This is a genomic window from Streptomyces musisoli (assembly GCF_016741855.1).
In the GTDB taxonomy this organism is placed as follows: domain Bacteria; phylum Actinomycetota; class Actinomycetes; order Streptomycetales; family Streptomycetaceae; genus Streptomyces; species Streptomyces musisoli.
Genome location: NZ_JAERRH010000007.1, coordinates 307,655 through 324,373 on the forward strand (window position 1 = coordinate 307,655; position 16,719 = coordinate 324,373).

At 70.7% G+C, this 16,719-nt stretch carries 19 protein-coding genes; 11 read left to right on the plus strand and 8 right to left on the minus strand.

Annotation, left to right across the window (positions count from 1 at the left end; all coding sequences use genetic code 11):
* The first annotated feature begins 80 nt into the window (after nucleotides 1–80).
* Nucleotides 81–1,187 (plus strand): DUF2786 domain-containing protein, encoded by a 1,107-nt coding sequence (locus JK361_RS21000; protein ID WP_201820605.1) that lies wholly within the window; start codon nucleotides 81–83, stop codon nucleotides 1,185–1,187.
* A 3-nt stretch (nucleotides 1,188–1,190) separates the two neighbouring features.
* Here JK361_RS21000 and JK361_RS21005 read toward each other — a convergent pair whose 3' ends face one another.
* Both JK361_RS21005 and JK361_RS21010 read right to left on the minus strand, forming a co-directional pair.
* Nucleotides 1,191–1,706: a DUF4232 domain-containing protein gene (locus JK361_RS21005; protein WP_201820606.1), complete on the minus strand. Its 516-nt coding sequence runs from the start codon at nucleotides 1,704–1,706 to the stop codon at nucleotides 1,191–1,193.
* 118 nt (nucleotides 1,707–1,824) lie between these two features.
* Nucleotides 1,825–2,253 (minus strand): hypothetical protein, encoded by a 429-nt coding sequence (locus tag JK361_RS21010; protein WP_236053286.1) that lies wholly within the window; start codon nucleotides 2,251–2,253, stop codon nucleotides 1,825–1,827.
* Nucleotides 2,254–2,687: 434 nt separating this feature from the next.
* Between JK361_RS21010 and JK361_RS21015 the strand changes: the two genes are divergently transcribed.
* The 4 genes from JK361_RS21015 (at nucleotide 2,688) to JK361_RS21030 (ending at nucleotide 4,303) form a co-directional block, all read left to right on the plus strand.
* The gene (locus tag JK361_RS21015) at nucleotides 2,688–3,062 is read left to right on the plus strand and encodes a VOC family protein (RefSeq protein WP_201820608.1); all 375 of its coding nucleotides are present in this window, start codon (nucleotides 2,688–2,690) and stop codon (nucleotides 3,060–3,062) included.
* Between the two features lie 7 nt (nucleotides 3,063–3,069).
* The gene (locus JK361_RS21020) at nucleotides 3,070–3,417 is read left to right on the plus strand and encodes an ArsR/SmtB family transcription factor (RefSeq protein WP_201820610.1); all 348 of its coding nucleotides are present in this window, start codon (nucleotides 3,070–3,072) and stop codon (nucleotides 3,415–3,417) included.
* The gene (locus JK361_RS21025) at nucleotides 3,414–3,887 is read left to right on the plus strand and encodes an SRPBCC family protein (protein WP_201820612.1); all 474 of its coding nucleotides are present in this window, start codon (nucleotides 3,414–3,416) and stop codon (nucleotides 3,885–3,887) included. Before JK361_RS21020 ends, JK361_RS21025 begins: the two co-directional genes overlap by 4 nt.
* Nucleotides 3,888–4,033: 146 nt before the next feature.
* A complete protein-coding gene (locus tag JK361_RS21030) occupies nucleotides 4,034–4,303 on the plus strand; it encodes a DUF397 domain-containing protein (protein ID WP_201820614.1) in 270 nt (89 codons plus the stop codon).
* Nucleotides 4,304–4,424: 121 nt separating this feature from the next.
* Here the strand turns inward: JK361_RS21030 and JK361_RS21035 are convergent, their stop codons facing one another.
* The gene (locus tag JK361_RS21035; RefSeq protein ID WP_201820615.1) at nucleotides 4,425–4,901 is read right to left on the minus strand and encodes an ATP-binding protein; all 477 of its coding nucleotides are present in this window, start codon (nucleotides 4,899–4,901) and stop codon (nucleotides 4,425–4,427) included.
* Nucleotides 4,902–5,256: 355 nt separating this feature from the next.
* On the opposite strand from JK361_RS21035, the gene JK361_RS21040 reads away from it, so the two are divergent.
* The 4 genes from JK361_RS21040 (at nucleotide 5,257) to JK361_RS21055 (ending at nucleotide 8,979) form a co-directional block, all read left to right on the plus strand.
* Nucleotides 5,257–6,093 (plus strand): Sco1979 family transcriptional regulator, encoded by an 837-nt coding sequence (locus tag JK361_RS21040; RefSeq protein WP_502961500.1) that lies wholly within the window; start codon nucleotides 5,257–5,259, stop codon nucleotides 6,091–6,093.
* Nucleotides 6,094–6,188: 95 nt separating this feature from the next.
* Nucleotides 6,189–7,649 carry an aldehyde dehydrogenase family protein gene (locus JK361_RS21045; protein ID WP_201820616.1) on the plus strand — a complete coding sequence of 487 codons (1,461 nt, stop codon included), beginning with the start codon at nucleotides 6,189–6,191 and terminating at the stop codon, nucleotides 7,647–7,649.
* A gap of 115 nt (nucleotides 7,650–7,764) precedes the next feature.
* Nucleotides 7,765–8,313: a DinB family protein gene (locus JK361_RS21050; RefSeq protein ID WP_201820617.1), complete on the plus strand. Its 549-nt coding sequence runs from the start codon at nucleotides 7,765–7,767 to the stop codon at nucleotides 8,311–8,313.
* A 24-nt stretch (nucleotides 8,314–8,337) separates the two neighbouring features.
* On the plus strand, nucleotides 8,338–8,979 hold the full coding sequence (locus JK361_RS21055; RefSeq protein ID WP_201820618.1) for a PadR family transcriptional regulator: 642 nt from the start codon (nucleotides 8,338–8,340) through the stop codon (nucleotides 8,977–8,979).
* A 111-nt stretch (nucleotides 8,980–9,090) separates the two neighbouring features.
* Here JK361_RS21055 and gad read toward each other — a convergent pair whose 3' ends face one another.
* Nucleotides 9,091–10,497: a glutamate decarboxylase gene (gad, locus tag JK361_RS21060; RefSeq protein WP_201820619.1), complete on the minus strand. Its 1,407-nt coding sequence runs from the start codon at nucleotides 10,495–10,497 to the stop codon at nucleotides 9,091–9,093.
* A 39-nt stretch (nucleotides 10,498–10,536) separates the two neighbouring features.
* Nucleotides 10,537–11,823, minus strand: a complete 1,287-nt coding sequence (locus JK361_RS21065; protein ID WP_201820620.1) for an ion channel protein — start codon at nucleotides 11,821–11,823, stop codon at nucleotides 10,537–10,539.
* A gap of 111 nt (nucleotides 11,824–11,934) precedes the next feature.
* Between JK361_RS21065 and JK361_RS21070 the strand changes: the two genes are divergently transcribed.
* Nucleotides 11,935–12,699: a MerR family transcriptional regulator gene (locus tag JK361_RS21070; RefSeq protein ID WP_201820622.1), complete on the plus strand. Its 765-nt coding sequence runs from the start codon at nucleotides 11,935–11,937 to the stop codon at nucleotides 12,697–12,699.
* Between the two features lie 24 nt (nucleotides 12,700–12,723).
* On the opposite strand, the gene JK361_RS21075 is transcribed toward JK361_RS21070, so the two are convergent.
* Nucleotides 12,724–13,089, minus strand: coding sequence for a YbjQ family protein (locus tag JK361_RS21075; RefSeq protein WP_201820623.1), 366 nt, complete (start codon nucleotides 13,087–13,089; stop codon nucleotides 12,724–12,726).
* Between the two features lie 144 nt (nucleotides 13,090–13,233).
* On the opposite strand from JK361_RS21075, the gene JK361_RS21080 reads away from it, so the two are divergent.
* Nucleotides 13,234–14,325, plus strand: coding sequence for a DedA family protein (locus JK361_RS21080; RefSeq protein ID WP_236053287.1), 1,092 nt, complete (start codon nucleotides 13,234–13,236; stop codon nucleotides 14,323–14,325).
* 15 nt (nucleotides 14,326–14,340) lie between these two features.
* On the opposite strand, the gene JK361_RS21085 is transcribed toward JK361_RS21080, so the two are convergent.
* Nucleotides 14,341–15,996 carry a threonine/serine exporter family protein gene (locus JK361_RS21085; RefSeq protein ID WP_201820625.1) on the minus strand — a complete coding sequence of 552 codons (1,656 nt, stop codon included), beginning with the start codon at nucleotides 15,994–15,996 and terminating at the stop codon, nucleotides 14,341–14,343.
* Between the two features lie 147 nt (nucleotides 15,997–16,143).
* A complete protein-coding gene (locus JK361_RS21090) occupies nucleotides 16,144–16,635 on the minus strand; it encodes an inorganic diphosphatase (protein ID WP_184975399.1) in 492 nt (163 codons plus the stop codon).
* Nucleotides 16,636–16,719 lie beyond the last annotated feature (84 nt).

The window sequence follows — 16,719 nt, forward strand, 5'->3', positions numbered from 1 at the left end:
GGCCTCCGTGCCCGGCCCGCTGTCCACAGGTTGTGGACGGGCGGCGCCCGCTGTCGGTGGTGCGTGGCACGATCGGCGGTGTGACCAGTACCGCCAGCACCGTCGAGCGGGCCTTCCGGGCGGCCATCTACGACGACACCGACACCGGCCTCGACACGGGTGCCTCCCTGCTCGCCGCCGACTCCGCCGCCGACGCCGAACTCGCACGGCGCGGCGAGGACCTCGTGGCGACGGCCTGGCGGCGCGGCTGGCAGCCCGCCGACGTCGTACGGCTGGTGCGGCGCGAGCTGGAGGACACGCACGTCCGGCTGGCCGCCGCGCTGATCCGGGCGCAGTCCGGGCAGGACCGCCCGCGCGGGCGCCGCTGGGCCGATCAGCTGGCGGCGCTGCCCGTCGCCCCCGAGCGCACCGCCGACCGCTTCTCGCACGCCACGGCCGTCCTGGAGCTGTACCGCCTGCTGCTCAGCCTGCCCGCGCTGGAGCCCCTGGAGGAGCCCCGCCGCGCATCCGGCCCGGCCGCCTCCCGCATGCTCACCCGTATCCGCGCGCTCCTCGCCAAGGCCGAGGCGACCGGCTATCCGGAGGAGGCGGAGGCGCTCAGCGCCAAGGCCCAGGAGCTGATGGCCCGGCACAGCGTCGACGAGGCGCTGCTCGCCGCCGAGGCACCCGCGCCGGACGCGCCCGGCGCCTGCCGCATCGGGGTCGAGCCGCCGTACGAACAGGCCAAGGCCGTCCTCCTGGACGCGGTGGCCACGGCGAACCACTGCCGGGCGGTGTGGAACGAACCGCTCGGCTTCTCCACGGTCGTCGGCTTCGAGACGGACCTGGAAGCGGTCGAGCTGCTCTACACCTCGCTGCTGGTGCAGGCCACGCACGCGATGACCAGGGCGGAGGCCGCCCAGCGGGCCGGCGGGCGCAAGCGGACCAAGACTTTCCGGCAGTCGTTCCTCGCGGCCTACGCCCACCGCGTCGGCGACCGGCTCGCGGCGGCCGCCGAGACCCAGGTGACCCAGGACCTGCTGCCGGTGCTGGCCACCCGCGCGACAGCCGTCACCGGCCGGCTGGAGCGCATGTTCCCCGAGACCACCACGACCCGGCTGCGCGGCGTCAGTGACGCGGCGGGCTGGACCGAGGGCGCACGCGCGGCGGACCGGGCCCAGGTCAGGGCGCGCCCGCGGCTCGAGTGAGGGTCAGTCGCCGACCTGCTGGAAGGCGCTGACGGAGGCGTCCGGTCCGCTCCCGTCGGCCTTGGCTGCGACCGGGCCGTACCTCCACGGGAAGCTCCGGCTGGTGTCCGAGCCGGGCAGGGTGATCCTCACGGTCTTCGCCGCCACCGCGTTCTCGTCGCCGTCCTTGCCGCGCACGTAGCTGATGGAGAAGCTCGCGGAGTCGCCCTTGGCGAGCTTCAGCGTCTGGGCCTTCGCCCCCTTGAGCACGGGCACCGTCTTCTCGGCGCCGCCGGCGCTCAGCGAGACACCCGGGAAGTGGTCCAGGGTGCAGGAGGCGCTCTGGTTGGTGATGCTGACCGGGATCTCTCCGCTGTCCCCGGCGGCCGGGGCCACGCTCGCCGATCCGATCTCCACGGAGACCCCGCCGATCTCGCAGGCCGAGCCGGCGCTGTCCCCGTTCTTTCCGCCACCGTCGTCGCAGGCGGTCAGCAGCAGGGCGGCGGCGAGGGCGGTGACGGTGAGCGGAATGACGCGCATGGGCAGTCCCTGTCCTGGTGGTGACGGTGCCCTTGCATCATGGCGCGTGCGCCCGGACCCCGCTCGCGCGCCCCTCCGGACGGCCACGCGCCCCGCTACCCCCGCGTCCGCCCCGAACTCACCGCGGCAGCGCCGTCGGCAGGCCCGACGGCAGCTTCCCGCCCTCCGCCTTGGTGTACGTCTCCTGACCGGTCTTGCCCGACCAGGTCACCTTCAGCGTCGTGCCGTCGACCGAGTCGACCGTGCCGGTGGTCCGGGTCTTGCTGCCGTCGGCGCAGGTCAGACGGATCATCTGCATGCCGTTCTCGGCTCCCGCGGTCCCGTTGCACATGGCCCCGCCGGTCTCGAAGCTGCCGGCCTGCTTCCCGTTGATCACCAGGGCCACGATCCTGCCGCCGGCGGTGGTGATCCAGCTGCCCTGGATGTCGGCGGACGCGCCGGTCACGGCCGGGGAGGACGTGCCGGCGGACGGGGCCGTGGACGTGCTCGGAGCGGACGGGGAACCGTCCTCGTCACCGGAGCCGCCGCTGCACGCCGTCAGCGCCAACACCCCCACCAGTCCCGCGGCCAGGGCCGCGCTCCGTATTCTCGCAGTCGCACACGTCACCGGAAGCCCCCAAGCGGTAGCGGTCGGCCGCCCGAGCCGGACGACCCGCAGCGCAAGTTACCAGCAGTCACCGGCAGGACCACCGGAAAGAGTGCCGGGAGAACCACCCGCCACGCGCCGGGAGAGCACCGAGAGGGCCGCGGGGCAAGCGCTGGAAGATCTGCCGGGCAAGCGCCGGAAGGCCCGCCGGACGAGTGCCGAACGAACCGTGCGGGAAGAGCGCGGGGCCCGCGCCGGTGCGGCAGTCGTCGGCGCGGGCCGACGAGAACGTCCGGGACACGGCTGCGTTGCCGCGTACTCCAGCAGCTGAAGAGCTATAGGTAGGCGTTTTCCTACGCTTGACGCGTAGGAAAACGCCTACCTATTATTCCGGCATGACCATCACGCACGCCTCGTTCGTCACGCTTCCCGTCTCCGACCAGGACCGCGCCCTGCGCTTCTACACCGGCGTCCTCGGTTTCCAGGTCACCGCCGACCGGGAGATGCCGCCGGGCCGCTGGCTCCAGGTCGCTCCCGAGGGCGCGCAGACGGTCTTCACCCTCTCCGGTCCGGGGATGGGCGGTTTCGAGCCCGGTTCCGCCCGGGGGATCATGTTGGTCACGACCGACGTCGACGCGGACTGTGCCCGGCTCACCGCGGCCGGCATCCAGGTGCAGGGACCGGACGAACTGCCCTGGGGGCGGATGGCCTCCTTCACGGACCCCGACGGCAACGGTCTGATGCTGCTGACGGAGAAGGAAGGCTTCTGACCGCTCCATGAACGGGACGGGTACCGCCGCCGAGGACCGCGTCTTCGCCGCGCTCGCCAACGCCACCCGCCGCGAGGTGCTGCGGCTGCTGCGCGAACGCGGGCCACAGGCCGTGCAGGCCCTGGCCGACCACTTCGACATGCGTCGCCCGAGCCTCTCGGAACATCTCAGGGTGCTCCGGGAGGCCGGCCTCGTCTCCGAGGAGCGCTCCGGACGGCAGCGGATCTACCGCCTCGAAGCGGCCCCCCTCGCCGACGTCCAGGACTGGCTCCATCCGTACGAGCGGTTCTGGCGCGACCGGCTGAAGGGCCTCGGCGATCTGCTCGACCGGATGCCCGACGATGACCAGCCATGAGACCGGCACCCGACGATGACGCGGACGACCTCACCACGATCCGCGTCGACCAGTTCTTCCCGCATCCGCCCGCCAAGGTCTGGCGCGCCCTGACCGACCCCGAACTGCTCGTGCGCTGGCAGATGCCCGGCGCGGAGGACTTCCGGCTGCGGGTCGGCCACCGGTACCGGATGACCTCCGTTCCCCGTCCCAACTCCCGCTTCTCCGGCGTCGTAGAGGTACGGGTGCTCGCCTACGACGCCGAGCGGATGCTGTCCCTCCGCTGGACGGACGCCGATCCCGCCAATCCCGCGGACTGGACCATCACCTGGACCCTGGAACATGAAGGGCGCGGTACGCGTCTCTTCCTAGTGCACGAGGGATTCGATCCGGACGACCCGGCTCAGATGATGGCGCGCACGATCATGGGCGGGGGTTGGCGGGGGCATGTCCTGCCTGCTCTGGGGCAGGCGCTGGAGCGGCTCGGGTAAAGGGCACGTCAAAGCTGTAACCGCAGGGCCACCCCTCGTGCACGTGCATTTGCTCATGCACCTGCACGTGAAGAGAGCTATGATCCGGGTCAGTTGACTACAGCATCTATGGCCTCACCAGCCAGTGCACCAGCGGGGAGCGACCTGTGGACCGCGACGTTGACAGCGTGTACGGGGGGTACGACGTGTACAACGGCATGGCTGCCACGCAGCTGGACGGAGTGGCCTGGCAGAAGAGCAGGCACAGCAACTCGCAGGGTTCCTGCGTGGAGTTCGCGCGGCTGCCGGGCGGCGATGTCGCCGTACGCAACTCGCGCTTCCCGGACGGCCCGGCGCTCGTGTACACGAGGGCGGAGATAGAGGCCATGCTCCTCGGCGTGAAGGACGGCGAGTTCGACCACCTGATCGTGAGCTGACCGCCGGCGCCGGCCGCCGGACGGTGGCAACGATGTCGGGCGGGCGCTCCGGCGGAGGGCTCGGGTCCGCGACGGGTGTACGCGCGTAGACACCGCGCGCGCCCGTCGGTGCGGTGCCCTCTCAGCCGGCCGTCTTGAGCCTGAACAGGGCCCAGACCACCTTGCCCTCGAGCGCCCCCGCCAGCGGGTGCCAGCCCCAGCTGTCGGCGAAGGAGTCGACCAGGAACAGACCGCGGCCCGACTCGGCGGAGAAATCGTCGGAGTCCCGCGGGACCGGGGTCTCGTGGCTCGGGTCGCGCACCGCGCACACCAGCCGTTCGGTCCAGCGCATCAGGTGCAGCCGCACCGACGGGTGGTGCTCGTCGGCGCGGCACGGGTCGGCCGGCACGGCGTGGCGCAGGGCGTTGGTGACGAGTTCGGAGACGACGAGGCATATGTCGTCGAAGCGGTCTCCGACGTCCCACTTGTCCAGGGTGTCCCGGGTGAAGCGCCGGGCCTCGCGCACGGCTTCGTAACGAGCGGGGAGCGCACAGGAGGCGGCGTCGGACACGGCCGCGGGATCCAGCGGCGGAAGGCCCTGCCGTAACGGCTTGAGCATGGTCGATCCATTCGTCCCCATGCGAGGCACTCCCGGGAATTCGCGGTCGTTGCGATGCAGCGGTGGCGCGGCTCCCATGGTTTCGGATGCGTAGAGCAGATGCAAGGGCAGATGCACGTGCACGAGACCGAAATGGCACTGCCCGTACCGCTTCTTGGCCATTTTTTCTGCCATCTTCACGGCCGTTCCCGCCAGAGGTCCGGACCTCTTCCCGGTCCGGACCCCGCAGAAACGGCCGAGGTCTTTCCGTTTCCGTAACCGGACGAGTACTGCTCGAAGTGTTTTAGTGGCAGACTTCGGCCCCTGAAGACGGTTGGGGAGGCTGGCGAACGTGAGCGCGGGAGAGCCCGGATCGGTGGTGCGGCGGATGCTGCTCGGCTCGCAACTCAGGCGACTGCGGGAAGCGCGGGGCATCACGCGCGAGGCGGCGGGCTACTCGATCCGCGCCTCCGAGTCGAAGATCAGCCGGATGGAGCTGGGCCGGGTGAGCTTCAAGACCAGAGACGTGGAAGACCTGCTGACGCTGTACGGCATCACCGACGAGGCGGAGCGCGAGTCGCTGCTCTCCCTCGCCCGGGAGGCCAACGTCGCGGGCTGGTGGCACAGCTACACCGACGTCCTGCCCAGCTGGTTCCCCACCTACGTGGGCCTGGAGGGCGCCGCGTCGCTGATCCGCGCCTACGAGGTGCAGTTCGTGCACGGCCTGCTCCAGACCGAGGAGTACGCCCGCGCGGTGGTCCGGCGCGGCATGCAGGGCGCGAGCGTCGCCGACGTCGAACGCCGGGTCGCCCTGCGCCTGGAGCGGCAGAAGTACCTCCTCTCCGACAACGCCCCCGAGTTCCACATCGTCCTGGACGAGGCCGCGCTGCGCCGCCCCTACGGGGACCGCGAGGTGATGCGCGGCCAGCTCCAGCACCTGATCGACATCTCCGAGCGGCCCAACGTACGGCTCCAGGTCATGCCGTTCGGCTTCGGTGGGCACTCCGGCGAGAGCGGCGCCTTCACCATCCTCAGCTTCCCCGAGTCCGACCTGTCCGACGTGGTCTACCTGGAGCAGCTGACCAGCGCCCTCTACCTGGACAAGCGCGAGGACGTCGCCCAGTACGAGCAGGCGCTCAAGGAACTTCAGCAGGACAGCCCCGGCCCGGACGAGAGCCGGGACCTGCTCCGCGGCCTCCTCCAGCTCTCCTGACCGGCTTCACTGCTCAACTCCCTTCTGTCGCAAGTACCATGACGTCCGATCAGACCTGGCGTAGATCCGGCGTCCGCTAGCGATTGAGGGATGACATGGCGTCCAGCTTCACCGACCTGGCCCAGCAGTACATCGACGGCGAGTGGCGCCCGGGCACGGGCTCCTGGGACGTCATCGACTTCAACCCCTACAACGACGAGAAACTGGCCGCGATCACGGTGGCCACGGCCGACGAGGTGGACGCGGCCTACCAGGCCGCCGCCCGTGCCCAGAAGAAGTGGGGTGAGACCAACCCCTACACCCGGCGCGCGGTCTTCGAGCGGGCACTGCGGTGGATAGAGGACCACGAGCAGGAGATAGCCGACCTGATCATCGCGGAACTGGGCGGCACGCGCGTGAAGGCCGGTTTCGAACTGCACCTCGCCAAGGAGTTCCTGCGCGAGTCGATCCACCTCGCGCTGCGCCCCGAGGGCAAGATCCTGCCCTCCCCGGCCGAGGGCAAGGAGAACCGCGTCTACCGCGTCCCGGTCGGTGTCGTGGGCGTGATCAGCCCCTTCAACTTTCCCTTCCTGCTGTCCCTGAAGTCGGTCGCCCCGGCCCTCGCGCTGGGCAACGGCGTGGTCCTCAAGCCGCACCAGAACACCCCGATCGCCGGCGGCACCCTGCTCGCGAAGATCTTCGAGGAGTCGGGGCTGCCCGGCGGCCTGCTCAACGTGGTCGTCACCGACATCGCCGAGATCGGCGACGCGTTCATCGAGCACCCGATCCCCAAGGTCATCTCCTTCACCGGTTCCGACAAGATCGGCCGGCACGTCGCCACCGTGTGCGCCAGGCACTTCAAGCGCTCGGTTCTCGAACTGGGCGGCAACAGCGCGCTGGTGGTGCTCGACGACGCCGACATCGACTACGCGGTGGACGCGGCGGTCTTCAGCCGGTTCGTGCACCAGGGCCAGGTCTGCATGGCCGCCAACCGGGTCCTGGTGGACCGCTTGGTCGCCGAGGAGTTCACCGAGAAGTTCGTCGCCAAGGTCCGCACCCTCAAGGTGGGCGACCCGCGTGACCCGCAGACCGTGATCGGCCCGGTGATCAACTCCGCGCAGGCCGGCGCGATCTCCGGCACCGTCGAGCAGGCGCTCGCCGAGGGCGCCACCGCCCTGGTGCACGGCGCCACGACCAACAACCTGGTCGAGCCCAGCGTGCTCACCGGCGTCCCCGCCGACTCCGCGCTGCTCCGGCAGGAGGTCTTCGGACCGGTCGTCTTCCTCGTCCCCTTCGACGGCGAGGAGGAGGCGGTCCGGATCGTCAACGGCACCCCGTACGGCCTCAGCGGCGCCGTGCACACGGGGGACATCGAGCGGGGCGTGGCCTTCGCCAAGCGGATCGACACCGGCATGTTCCACGTGAACGACGGCACCGTCCACGACGAGCCGATCGTGCCCTTCGGCGGCGAGAAGCACTCCGGCCTCGGCCGCCTCAACGGCGAGACGACGCTGGAGGCGTTCACGACGGTCAAGTGGATCTCCGTGCAGCACGGCCGCAGCGCGTTCCCGTTCTAGACGGGAACATTCCGCGGGCCACGGGCCAATGAGGACAGTTCCTGACCTCATTGGCCCGTAGCTTCTTCCATGTCGGGGAAACGGTCCCGGCGAACCGGTCGAAAGGCGGCACGCCATGGTCATGCACGTTCCGGCAGAGGCGAGGGGCGACGAGCGGGGAGCGCTGCTCGCGTTCATCGAGGAACAGCGCGGCGGGATCCGCCGGGCGCTGCTCGGGCTGACCGAGGAGCAGGCCCGTACCCGCCCCAGCGCCAGCGAGCTGTCCCTGGGCGGCCTGCTCAAGCACGTCGCCGAGGTCGAGCAGAGCTGGGTCGCCCGGGCCAGGCAGGAGCCGCCCGCGGTGCAGCGCGACGAGTCGAACTGGCAGGAGACCTTCCAGCTGGTCGGCGACGAGACGGTCGCCTCGCAGCTGGCGTACTGGCGGGAGGTGGCCGCCGACACGGAGAAGCTCGTCCGCTCCGCGCCCAGCCTGGACGACACCTTCCCGCTGCCGCCCGACCCCTGGTTCCCGCCGGAGGGCCGCGTCTCCCTGCGCTGGCTGTGTCTGCACCTGATCCGGGAGACCGCCCGGCACGCCGGCCACGCCGACATCATCCGCGAGTCGCTGGACGGGAAGACCGCCTTCGAGCTGGTCGCCCAGGAGCAGGGCACCTCCTGGGGCTGATCGCGGGGCCCTAACCTGGATCCCATGTCAGCGATCCGTCTCCTGGTGCTGGGCGCGGTCCGCCAGCACGGGCGGGCCCACGGCTACCAGGTGCGGAGCGACCTGGAGTACTGGGGCGCGCACGAGTGGTCAAACGCCAAGCCGGGCTCGATCTACCACGCCCTGAAGCAGATGGCCAAGCAAGGGCTGCTGCACGCGCACGAGATCGCGCCCTCCACGGCCGGCGGGCCGCCGCGCACCGAGTACGAACTCACCGGCAAGGGCGTCGAGGAGTACTTCACCCTGCTGCGTGACGCGCTCGTCTCGTACGACCAGCGCGGTGACATGAAGACGGCGGCCATCGGCTTCATGGTCGACCTGCCGCGGGCGGAGGCGGTGGCGCTGCTGAAGGAGCGGATCCGCAGGATCGAGGCGTGGCGGTCCGCGGTCACCGAGCACTACGTGCCGGAGGGCGGCCCCGGACAGCTCGGCCACATCGGCGAGATCATGAACATGTGGGTCCACACGGCCGACTCCGAGGCCGATTGGACCCACGGTCTCGTCGACCGCGTGGAGAACGGCGCCTACACCTTCGCGGGCGAGGGCGAGCCCTTCGTCGGCGTGCTCGCCGAGGGCCGGGAGAACCCGTACGCGACGGGGGAGCGGCACCCGGAGGACGACCGCTGACGGCGTGCGGCCGGGACGTCCCGCACCGCCGTGCGGCCGGCGCCCCGGGGCGGTGCCGCCGGCGGTGGTGCGTCCGGCGGTGGTGCCTCTGGTGGTGGAAGCTCGTGGCCTCTAGTGGTGGAAGCTCGTGGCCGCCCCCTTGTCGTGGGTGAGCGGCCGCGGCTGGCGGCGCAGCTCCGGCAGCAGCCGGGTCAGGTCGGCCACGAACAGGTCGGCCAGGTCGTGCGAGAAGCCGTTGCGGCACACGACCCGCAGCACGGACAGGTCCTCGCGATGGGCCGGGAAGGTGTAGGCGGGCACCAGCCAGCCGCTCTCGCGCAGCCGCCGGGAGACGTCGAAGACGTCGTACGCGGTGACGCCCTCGGCCGTGGTCAGCGCGAACACGGGCAGTTCGTCCCCGCGCGTGAGCAGGCGGAAGTCGCCGAGCGCCTCGATCTTCCCGGCGAGTGAGGTCGCCACGTCCCGCGTCGACTGCTGCACCGCCCGGTAGCCCTCCCGGCCCAGCCGCAGGAACGTGTAGTACTGCGCCACCACCTGGGCGCCGGGACGGGAGAAGTTGAGGGCGAACGTGGGCATGTCCCCGCCCAGGTAGTTGACCCGGAAGACCAGCTCCTCCGGCAGTGCCTCCCGGTCCCGCCACAGGGCCCAGCCGACACCCGGGTAGACCAGCCCGTACTTGTGCCCCGAGGTGTTGATCGAGGCCACGCGCGGGAGGCGGAAGTCCCACACGAGGTCCTCGTCGAGGAAGGGCGCCACCATGCCGCCAGAGGCCGCGTCCACGTGCACCGGGACGTCCAGGCCGGTGACCTCCTGGAGGCCGTCCAGGGCCCCGCACAGCTCCGCGATCGGCTCGTAGGAGCCGTCGAAGGTCGAGCCGAGGATGCCGACCACGCCGATGGTGTTCTCGTCGCACAGCGCGACGGCGGCCTGCGGGTCCAGGTGGAAGCGGTCGCCCTCCATCGGGACCAGCCGGGCGTCCACCTCCCAGAAGTTGCAGAACTTCTCCCAGCACACCTGGACGTTGACGCCCATGACCAGATTGGGGCGCGTGCCCGGATACCGGTCGGCGTTCCGCTTGGCCCAGCGCCGCTTCAGCGCCATCCCGGCCAGCATGCACGCCTCGCTCGACCCGGTCGTCGAACAGCCCACCGCGGTCGACGGGTCCGGCGCGTTCCACAGGTCGGCGAGCATCGCCACGCAGCGCCGTTCCAGCTCGGCGGTGCGCGGGTACTCGTCCTTGTCGATCATGTTCTTGTCCCGGCACTCCGCCATCAGCACCCCGGCCTGCGGCTCCATCCAGGTGGTGACGAAGGTGGCCAGGTTCAGCCGGGAGTTGCCGTCCAGCATCAGCTCGTCGTGGACCAGCTGGTACGCCGTGGACGGGGGCAGCGGGGCGTCCGGGAGCCGGTGCGTGGGCGGGGCCTCGGTCATGCCGCCGACCGGGTTGGCCTCCCCGAAGAACGGGTTGACCGACACCGTCCGCGCCTCGTGCTTCTCGGGACCTTTGTGCAGCGCCATGGGGTTTCCTCCAGGGGGAGTGGGGAGGGGGACAAGGAGTCAGCGCAGCGGGGTGCCGTCCTCGCGGAGCTGCATCTGCGGGCGGCCCGTCACCAGCAGCCAGGCCGGCAGCGAGGCGATGCACAGCAGGGCGATGATGCTGGGCGAGGCGACGAGGACGGCGGCGGTGAACAGGCTCACCCAGCCTTGCCGGGTGATCGCCAGGAGGATGCCGAGGACACCCGTCGCCACGGCCAGCGAGGGGTGCACGGCGGGCACGAGGGCATGGGCGCACAGGCCGAGGGCGGTGCCGACGAAGACCGAGGGGAAGATCCGGCCGCCGCGGAAGCCGCACGACGCGGCGACGAGCAGCGCGGCCAGCTTCACCACCGACATCGTGGCGAACTGCCCCGCCGTCCAGCCGTCCGGGTCGCGGGACAGCTCCCCGACCTCCGACAGCCCCTTGAACAGCGTCAGATGGCCGCCCAGGGCCCCCAGCGCGCCCAGGACGACCCCGCCGGCGGGAAGCATCAGCATCGGGTGCCGCAGCCTCCGGAAGACCGCGTGGACGTGAGGGAAGGCGTAGACGGCGCACATGCCGAGCACCGCGGCCGCCGAAGCGATCACCAGCCCGGCCAGCAGGTCCTTCCCGTCCGGGTGGCCCATGGGCGGCAGGCCCAGGTCGAAGCTCGGATGGGCCATCAGGGTGGTCGTGATGGCTCCGCAGGCCCCGGCGGTCAGCGGCGCGAACAGGTTGTCCCACAGCCGGCCCCGCATCGGCCGCCCCGCCAGCGACTCCGAGATGACCAGCGCCGCCGCCACCGGCGTGCCGAACAGCGCGCCGATCGTCGCCGCCTCGGCCAGCACCGGCCACAGGGCGCCCGGCGTACGGGGCAGGAGACGGCCGCCCAGCCAGGCCGCCAGGGCCACGTTCACGGCGATGATCGGGTTCTCCGGGCCGAGGCTCGGCCCGCCGGCCAGCATGAGCGCGGTGGCCAGCACCAGGCCGGGCAGCACGACCGGCGGCAGGACCGGGGCGTTCAGGCCGAGGGTGGCCGGGTCGGGACCGGCGTGGCCGGGGACCTTCCAGACCACCAGCCCCACGGCGATCCCGGTCGCGACGAGCATGGAGAACATCCACAGGACGGAGTAGCGGCCCACGCCGAGCGCGTCCGGCAGGGGCCCCCACAGCACGTGCTGCAACTGCTCCGCCGCCGTGCTCACCCCGATAAAGAGCAGGCTCGCGGCCACGCCCACCACGACGGCGGGCAGGATGAACGGCAGCAGCGCCCGCGCCGGCAGCGTCGGGGCGCCACGGGGCGCCTGCTGCGTCGTCTCCGGGGCCACGGGCTCACCATAAACGGACAAAACCCGCACAACATCCCGAAAGGAATCGGCTTGCACCTCACGTGACGTGAGGCGTCAGCGTGGAGGCGTACCGACCGAAGGAGCGGAAAAGTGAGCTACTCCGTGGGACGGGTCGCGGGGTTCGCCGGGATCACGGTGCGCACTCTGCACCACTACGACGAGATCGGCCTGCTCGTGCCCAGCGAACGCACGCACGCCGGGCACCGGCGCTACAACGACGCCGACCTCGACCGGCTCCAGCAGATCCTGTTCTACCGGGAGCTGGGCTTCCCGCTCGACGAGGTCGCGGCCCTGCTCGACGACCCGGACGCGGACCCGCGCGCGCACCTGCGCCGCCAGCACGAACTGCTGACCGCCCGGATCGAGAAGCTCCAGAAGATGGCCGCGGCCGTGGAGCACGCCATGGAGGCACGCACGATGGGGATCAACCTGACGCCCGAGGAGAAGTTCGAGGTCTTCGGCGAATTCGACCCGGACCGCTACGCGGACGAGGTGGCGGAGCGCTGGGGCGACACCGAGGCATACCGGCAGTCGCAGCGCCGCACCGCCTCCTACACCAAGGAGGACTGGAAGCGGATCAACGCGGAGATGGACGCGATCCACCACCGTATGGCCGGCCTGCTCGCCGAGGGCGTGCCCGCGGACTCGGCGGCGGCCATGGACATCGCCGAGGAACACCGCCGGTTCGTCACGGGCACGTACTACGACTGCGGGCACGAGATGCACGTCTGGCTCGGTGAGATGTACGTCGCCGACGAGCGCTTCACCGCGACGTACGAGGCCGTCCGGCCCGGTCTCGCCGTGTACATGCGGGACGCGATCGTGGCGAACACGGCCCGGCACACCACCGCCTGACGTCCCGGTCCGGGAGCGCGGAGTTCACTCCCGGGCCAGGACCACCGCCGTGCCGTAGGCGCACACCTCGGTGCCGACGTCCGCGGCCTCGGTCACGTCGAACCGGAACGCCAGCACCCCGTTGGCGCCACGCGCGCGTGCCTGCTCCACCAGGCGGTCCATGGCCTGGTTGCGGGTCTGCACGAGCGTCTTGGTGAGGCCCTTCAGCTCGCCGCCGATCATGGACTTCAGGCCGGCGCCGATCTGGCTGCCCAGGTGCCGCGAACGCACGGTGAGTCCGAACACCTCGCCCAGCACCGTCTGCACCCGGTATCCGGGCACGTCGTTCGTCGTCACGACCAGTACGTCCGGCTGGGGCCCCTGGCCGCCGCCGTAGTCATCGAGTCCCATGAGTCACAGCTTTCTCCCGGTCATCCCACAGTGCATCCTGGAGCGACCGGTGGAACCCGGGGTGGTCACCTCACGTTGATAGCTTTGTGCGGCACTCCAAGGACGCCGTAGCCGCCTTCACCCCCTCAGGAGCCCGGACCCGTGATGACACTCGCCCTAGGCCCGAGCTGGCTCGATCCCAACTATCTGCTCGACACCTACAGCATCTGGGGTCTGCTGCTCATCGTCTTCGCCGAGTCGGGCCTGCTCATCGGGTTCTTCCTGCCGGGTGACTCGCTGCTGTTCACCTGCGGTCTGCTGATCACGTCCGGGGACCTGAACTTCCCGCTGTGGGCCGCGATCGCCCTGATCTGCCTCGCCGCGATCCTCGGTGACCAGGCGGGCTACATGTTCGGCAAGAAGGTCGGCCCGTCCCTGTTCAACCGTCCGGACTCGCGCCTGTTCAAGCAGGAGAACGTCACCAAGGCGCACGAGTTCTTCGAGAAGTACGGCCCGAAGTCCCTGGTCCTGGCCCGCTTCGTGCCCATCGTGCGCACGTTCACGCCGATCATCGCGGGCGTCAGCGGCATGAAGTACCGCTCGTTCCTGACCTTCAACGTCATCGGCGGCGTCCTGTGGGGCGCGGGCGTCACCCTGCTCGGCTCCTGGCTCGGCAACATCGGCTTCGTCAAGAAGAACATCGAGGCGATCCTCATCCTGATCGTCCTCGTGTCCGTGGTCCCGATCGCGATCGAGTTCCTGCGGGCCCGCGGCAAGGAGAAGAAGGCCGCCGCCCAGGCCGCCCCGGCCGCGCCGCAGGCCCAGCAGCAGCCGCAGGCACCCCGGTTCCACCGCCCGCCGGCCATGGACACCGCGACGACCCAGCTGCGCCGCATCGAGCCGGACCAGCCGTACGAGCAGCAGACCGGCGACCCCTACGGGCAGCACCAGTACGGCGAGCGGTACGACCAGCAGCGGTACGACGACCAGCAGTACGGCCAGCAGCAGTACGACGAGCAGCAGTACGGCGAGCAGCAGTACGGCGAGCAGCAGTACGGCGAGCAGTACGACCACCAGCAGCACGAGCAGCACCAGCACCAGCAGCCCGGACAGCAGGACTGGAACCAGCAGTACTACGACCAGCAGCAGTACCCCCAGCAGGGGTACGACCCGCACCGGCCCGCCCAGCAGCAGTACGACCAGCACGGGCGGCAGCACGACCGGAACCAGGACCCGTACGGCCACCCCGGGCGGTAGCGGGGTGGAGGCCCCCTAGAAACCGCGGGTGCGCTTGGCGGCCCGGCGCTTGCCCCCGGAGCCGACCCGCAGGAACAGGCGGAAGACCTCCGACCCGAGGTTGACCCCGATCGCGATGGCCATGGCCAGCGATGCCGCGTTGGCCAGCGACACCAGGCCCTTGTCCACCTCGTTCTGCGCCATGCTCAGCAGCCCGAAGTACGTCGCCGATCCGGGCAGCAGCGGGCCGATCGCCGCCGTGGTGAAGGGCAGTGCGGACGCGAACCGGTACCGCGACAGCAGCTGCCCGAAAAGGCCCACCAGCCCCGCCGCCACGGCGGTGGCCGCCACCGGCGAGATGTCGGCGACGTAGTGCATCGCGCCGTACACCGTCCACGCCACGCCCCCGTTGAGGGTCACCCACAGCACGGTCGACCGCTCCTGCTGGAGCAGCACCGCGAACGTCAGCGACAGCAGCATCGACGCGGCGATCTGCACCACCGGCCGCTCGTTGATGATGAGCGCCGCGTCCGGGTTCAGCTTGCCGCCCACCTTGACGCCGAAGTACAGGACGATCAGGACGCCGGTGACGATGCCGACGAAGAAGTACATGACCTCCAGCAGGCGGGCGGAGGCGGTGATGTAGAAGCCCGTCAGCCCGTCCTGCACACCCGCCACCAGCGCCCGGCCGGGCAGCAGCGCGAACAGGCCACCGGTGACGACGGCGGACGCCTTCACGTCGACGTGCGCGAGCGCGAACGCCACCCCGATCGCCGCCGGCGGCATCGCGGCCACCGTGAACTGGTAGAACTCCGGCAGCCCGCGCCCCGCGCACAGCCACGCCAGCCGGTCGCCGAGCATCGCGCCGACGGCCGCCGCGAAGAACACGATCAGATCACCGCCGACCAGCACGGAGGCCGCACCGGCCAGCAGCCCGCTCGCCAGGGTCAGGGCCCAGCCGGGGTACGGGTGCCGGTTGCGGCGTATCTCCGCCAGGCGCCGGTACGCCTCCTCCAGCGAGACATGGGTCTCCGGGTCGGTCAGGTCGTCCACGAGCCGGAAGACGGCCGCGAGACGCGTGTAGTCGGTCCCCCGCCGCCGTACCGTCCGGGACGCCGTCACCGGGTCCTCCACCAGGGACGGCTGGTGCGAGATCGACAGCAGCGTGAAGGTGACGTTCGGCTCGCACCGATCCAGGCCGTAGGACCGGCACACCGCGAACATCGCGGCCTCCACGTCCTCCGCGCCCTCACCGCCGGCCAGCAGCAGCTCACCGATACGCAGGGTCAGGTCGAGCACGCGCGGGACGGCCGGGCCGCCCTCCTCCTCGCGCTGCACCGCCTCCGGAGCCGGCCGCTCGGTCACCGGCATGCGCAGCATCGTGCGCATCCGGTCCTGCCAGGGCGCGTCCTTGACCAGACTGACCAGCGGCACGCCGGTGGCCGGCGTGAACGCGCCCGGCGCGGCCTTCGCGTGGTAGGTGCTCGGCGTGCTGAACGCCGAGCCCTCCGGCTCGGCACTCGGCGGCTGCCGTGTCTCCAGCCCCACCGGCACCGCGAACTCGGACGTCGTCTCCGCCTCGACGACGCTCGGCGGAACGTCGAGACCCTGGGGAATGGCGAACTCCGACGTGATCTCCGGGTCGTACCGCGCCTCGTCCGACCGGGGCTTGCGGTCCTCCGCCTCCGTCACCTCGCACCGCTCCCTGAATGACGCATTCCGTAAGCCTCAGTATGCGCACACGTACCCAGACGAGCCGCACTCGTGCATACACGCGAACGCATACATGCGAACGGGCCGCACGCGCACGCGTGCGGCCCGTTCGCGGGAGACGGGGACTCAGTGGCCGCCCTGCTCCTTGAAGCGCTTGTACGACCGCTCGATCTCCACCTCGGCGTCCTGGCGGCCCACCCAGTTGGCACCCTCGACCGACTTGCCGGGCTCCAGGTCCTTGTACACCTCGAAGAAGTGCTGGATCTCCAGGCGGTCGAACTCCGACACGTGGTGGATGTCGCGCAGGTGCTCCACACGCGGGTCGGTGGCCGGCACGCACAGCAGCTTGTCGTCGCCGCCCGCCTCGTCCGTCATCCGGAACATGCCGATCGCGCGGCACTTGATCAGGCAACCCGGGAAGGTCGGCTCGTCAAGGATGACCAGCGCGTCCAGCGGGTCGCCGTCCTCGCCGAGGGTGTTCTCGACGAAGCCGTAGTCGGTCGGGTAGGCGGTCGAGGTGAAGAGGCGACGGTCCAGGCGGATCCGACCGGTCTCGTGGTCCACCTCGTACTTGTTCCGCGAACCCTTCGGGATCTCGATCGTGACGTCGAACTCCACCGGTGGCTCCTCCATGATCAGCACATAGTTCTGGTGGTTAAGTGTCCCTCACGCAGGTGTGTGATCGCGAAAGGGGCTGGTGGT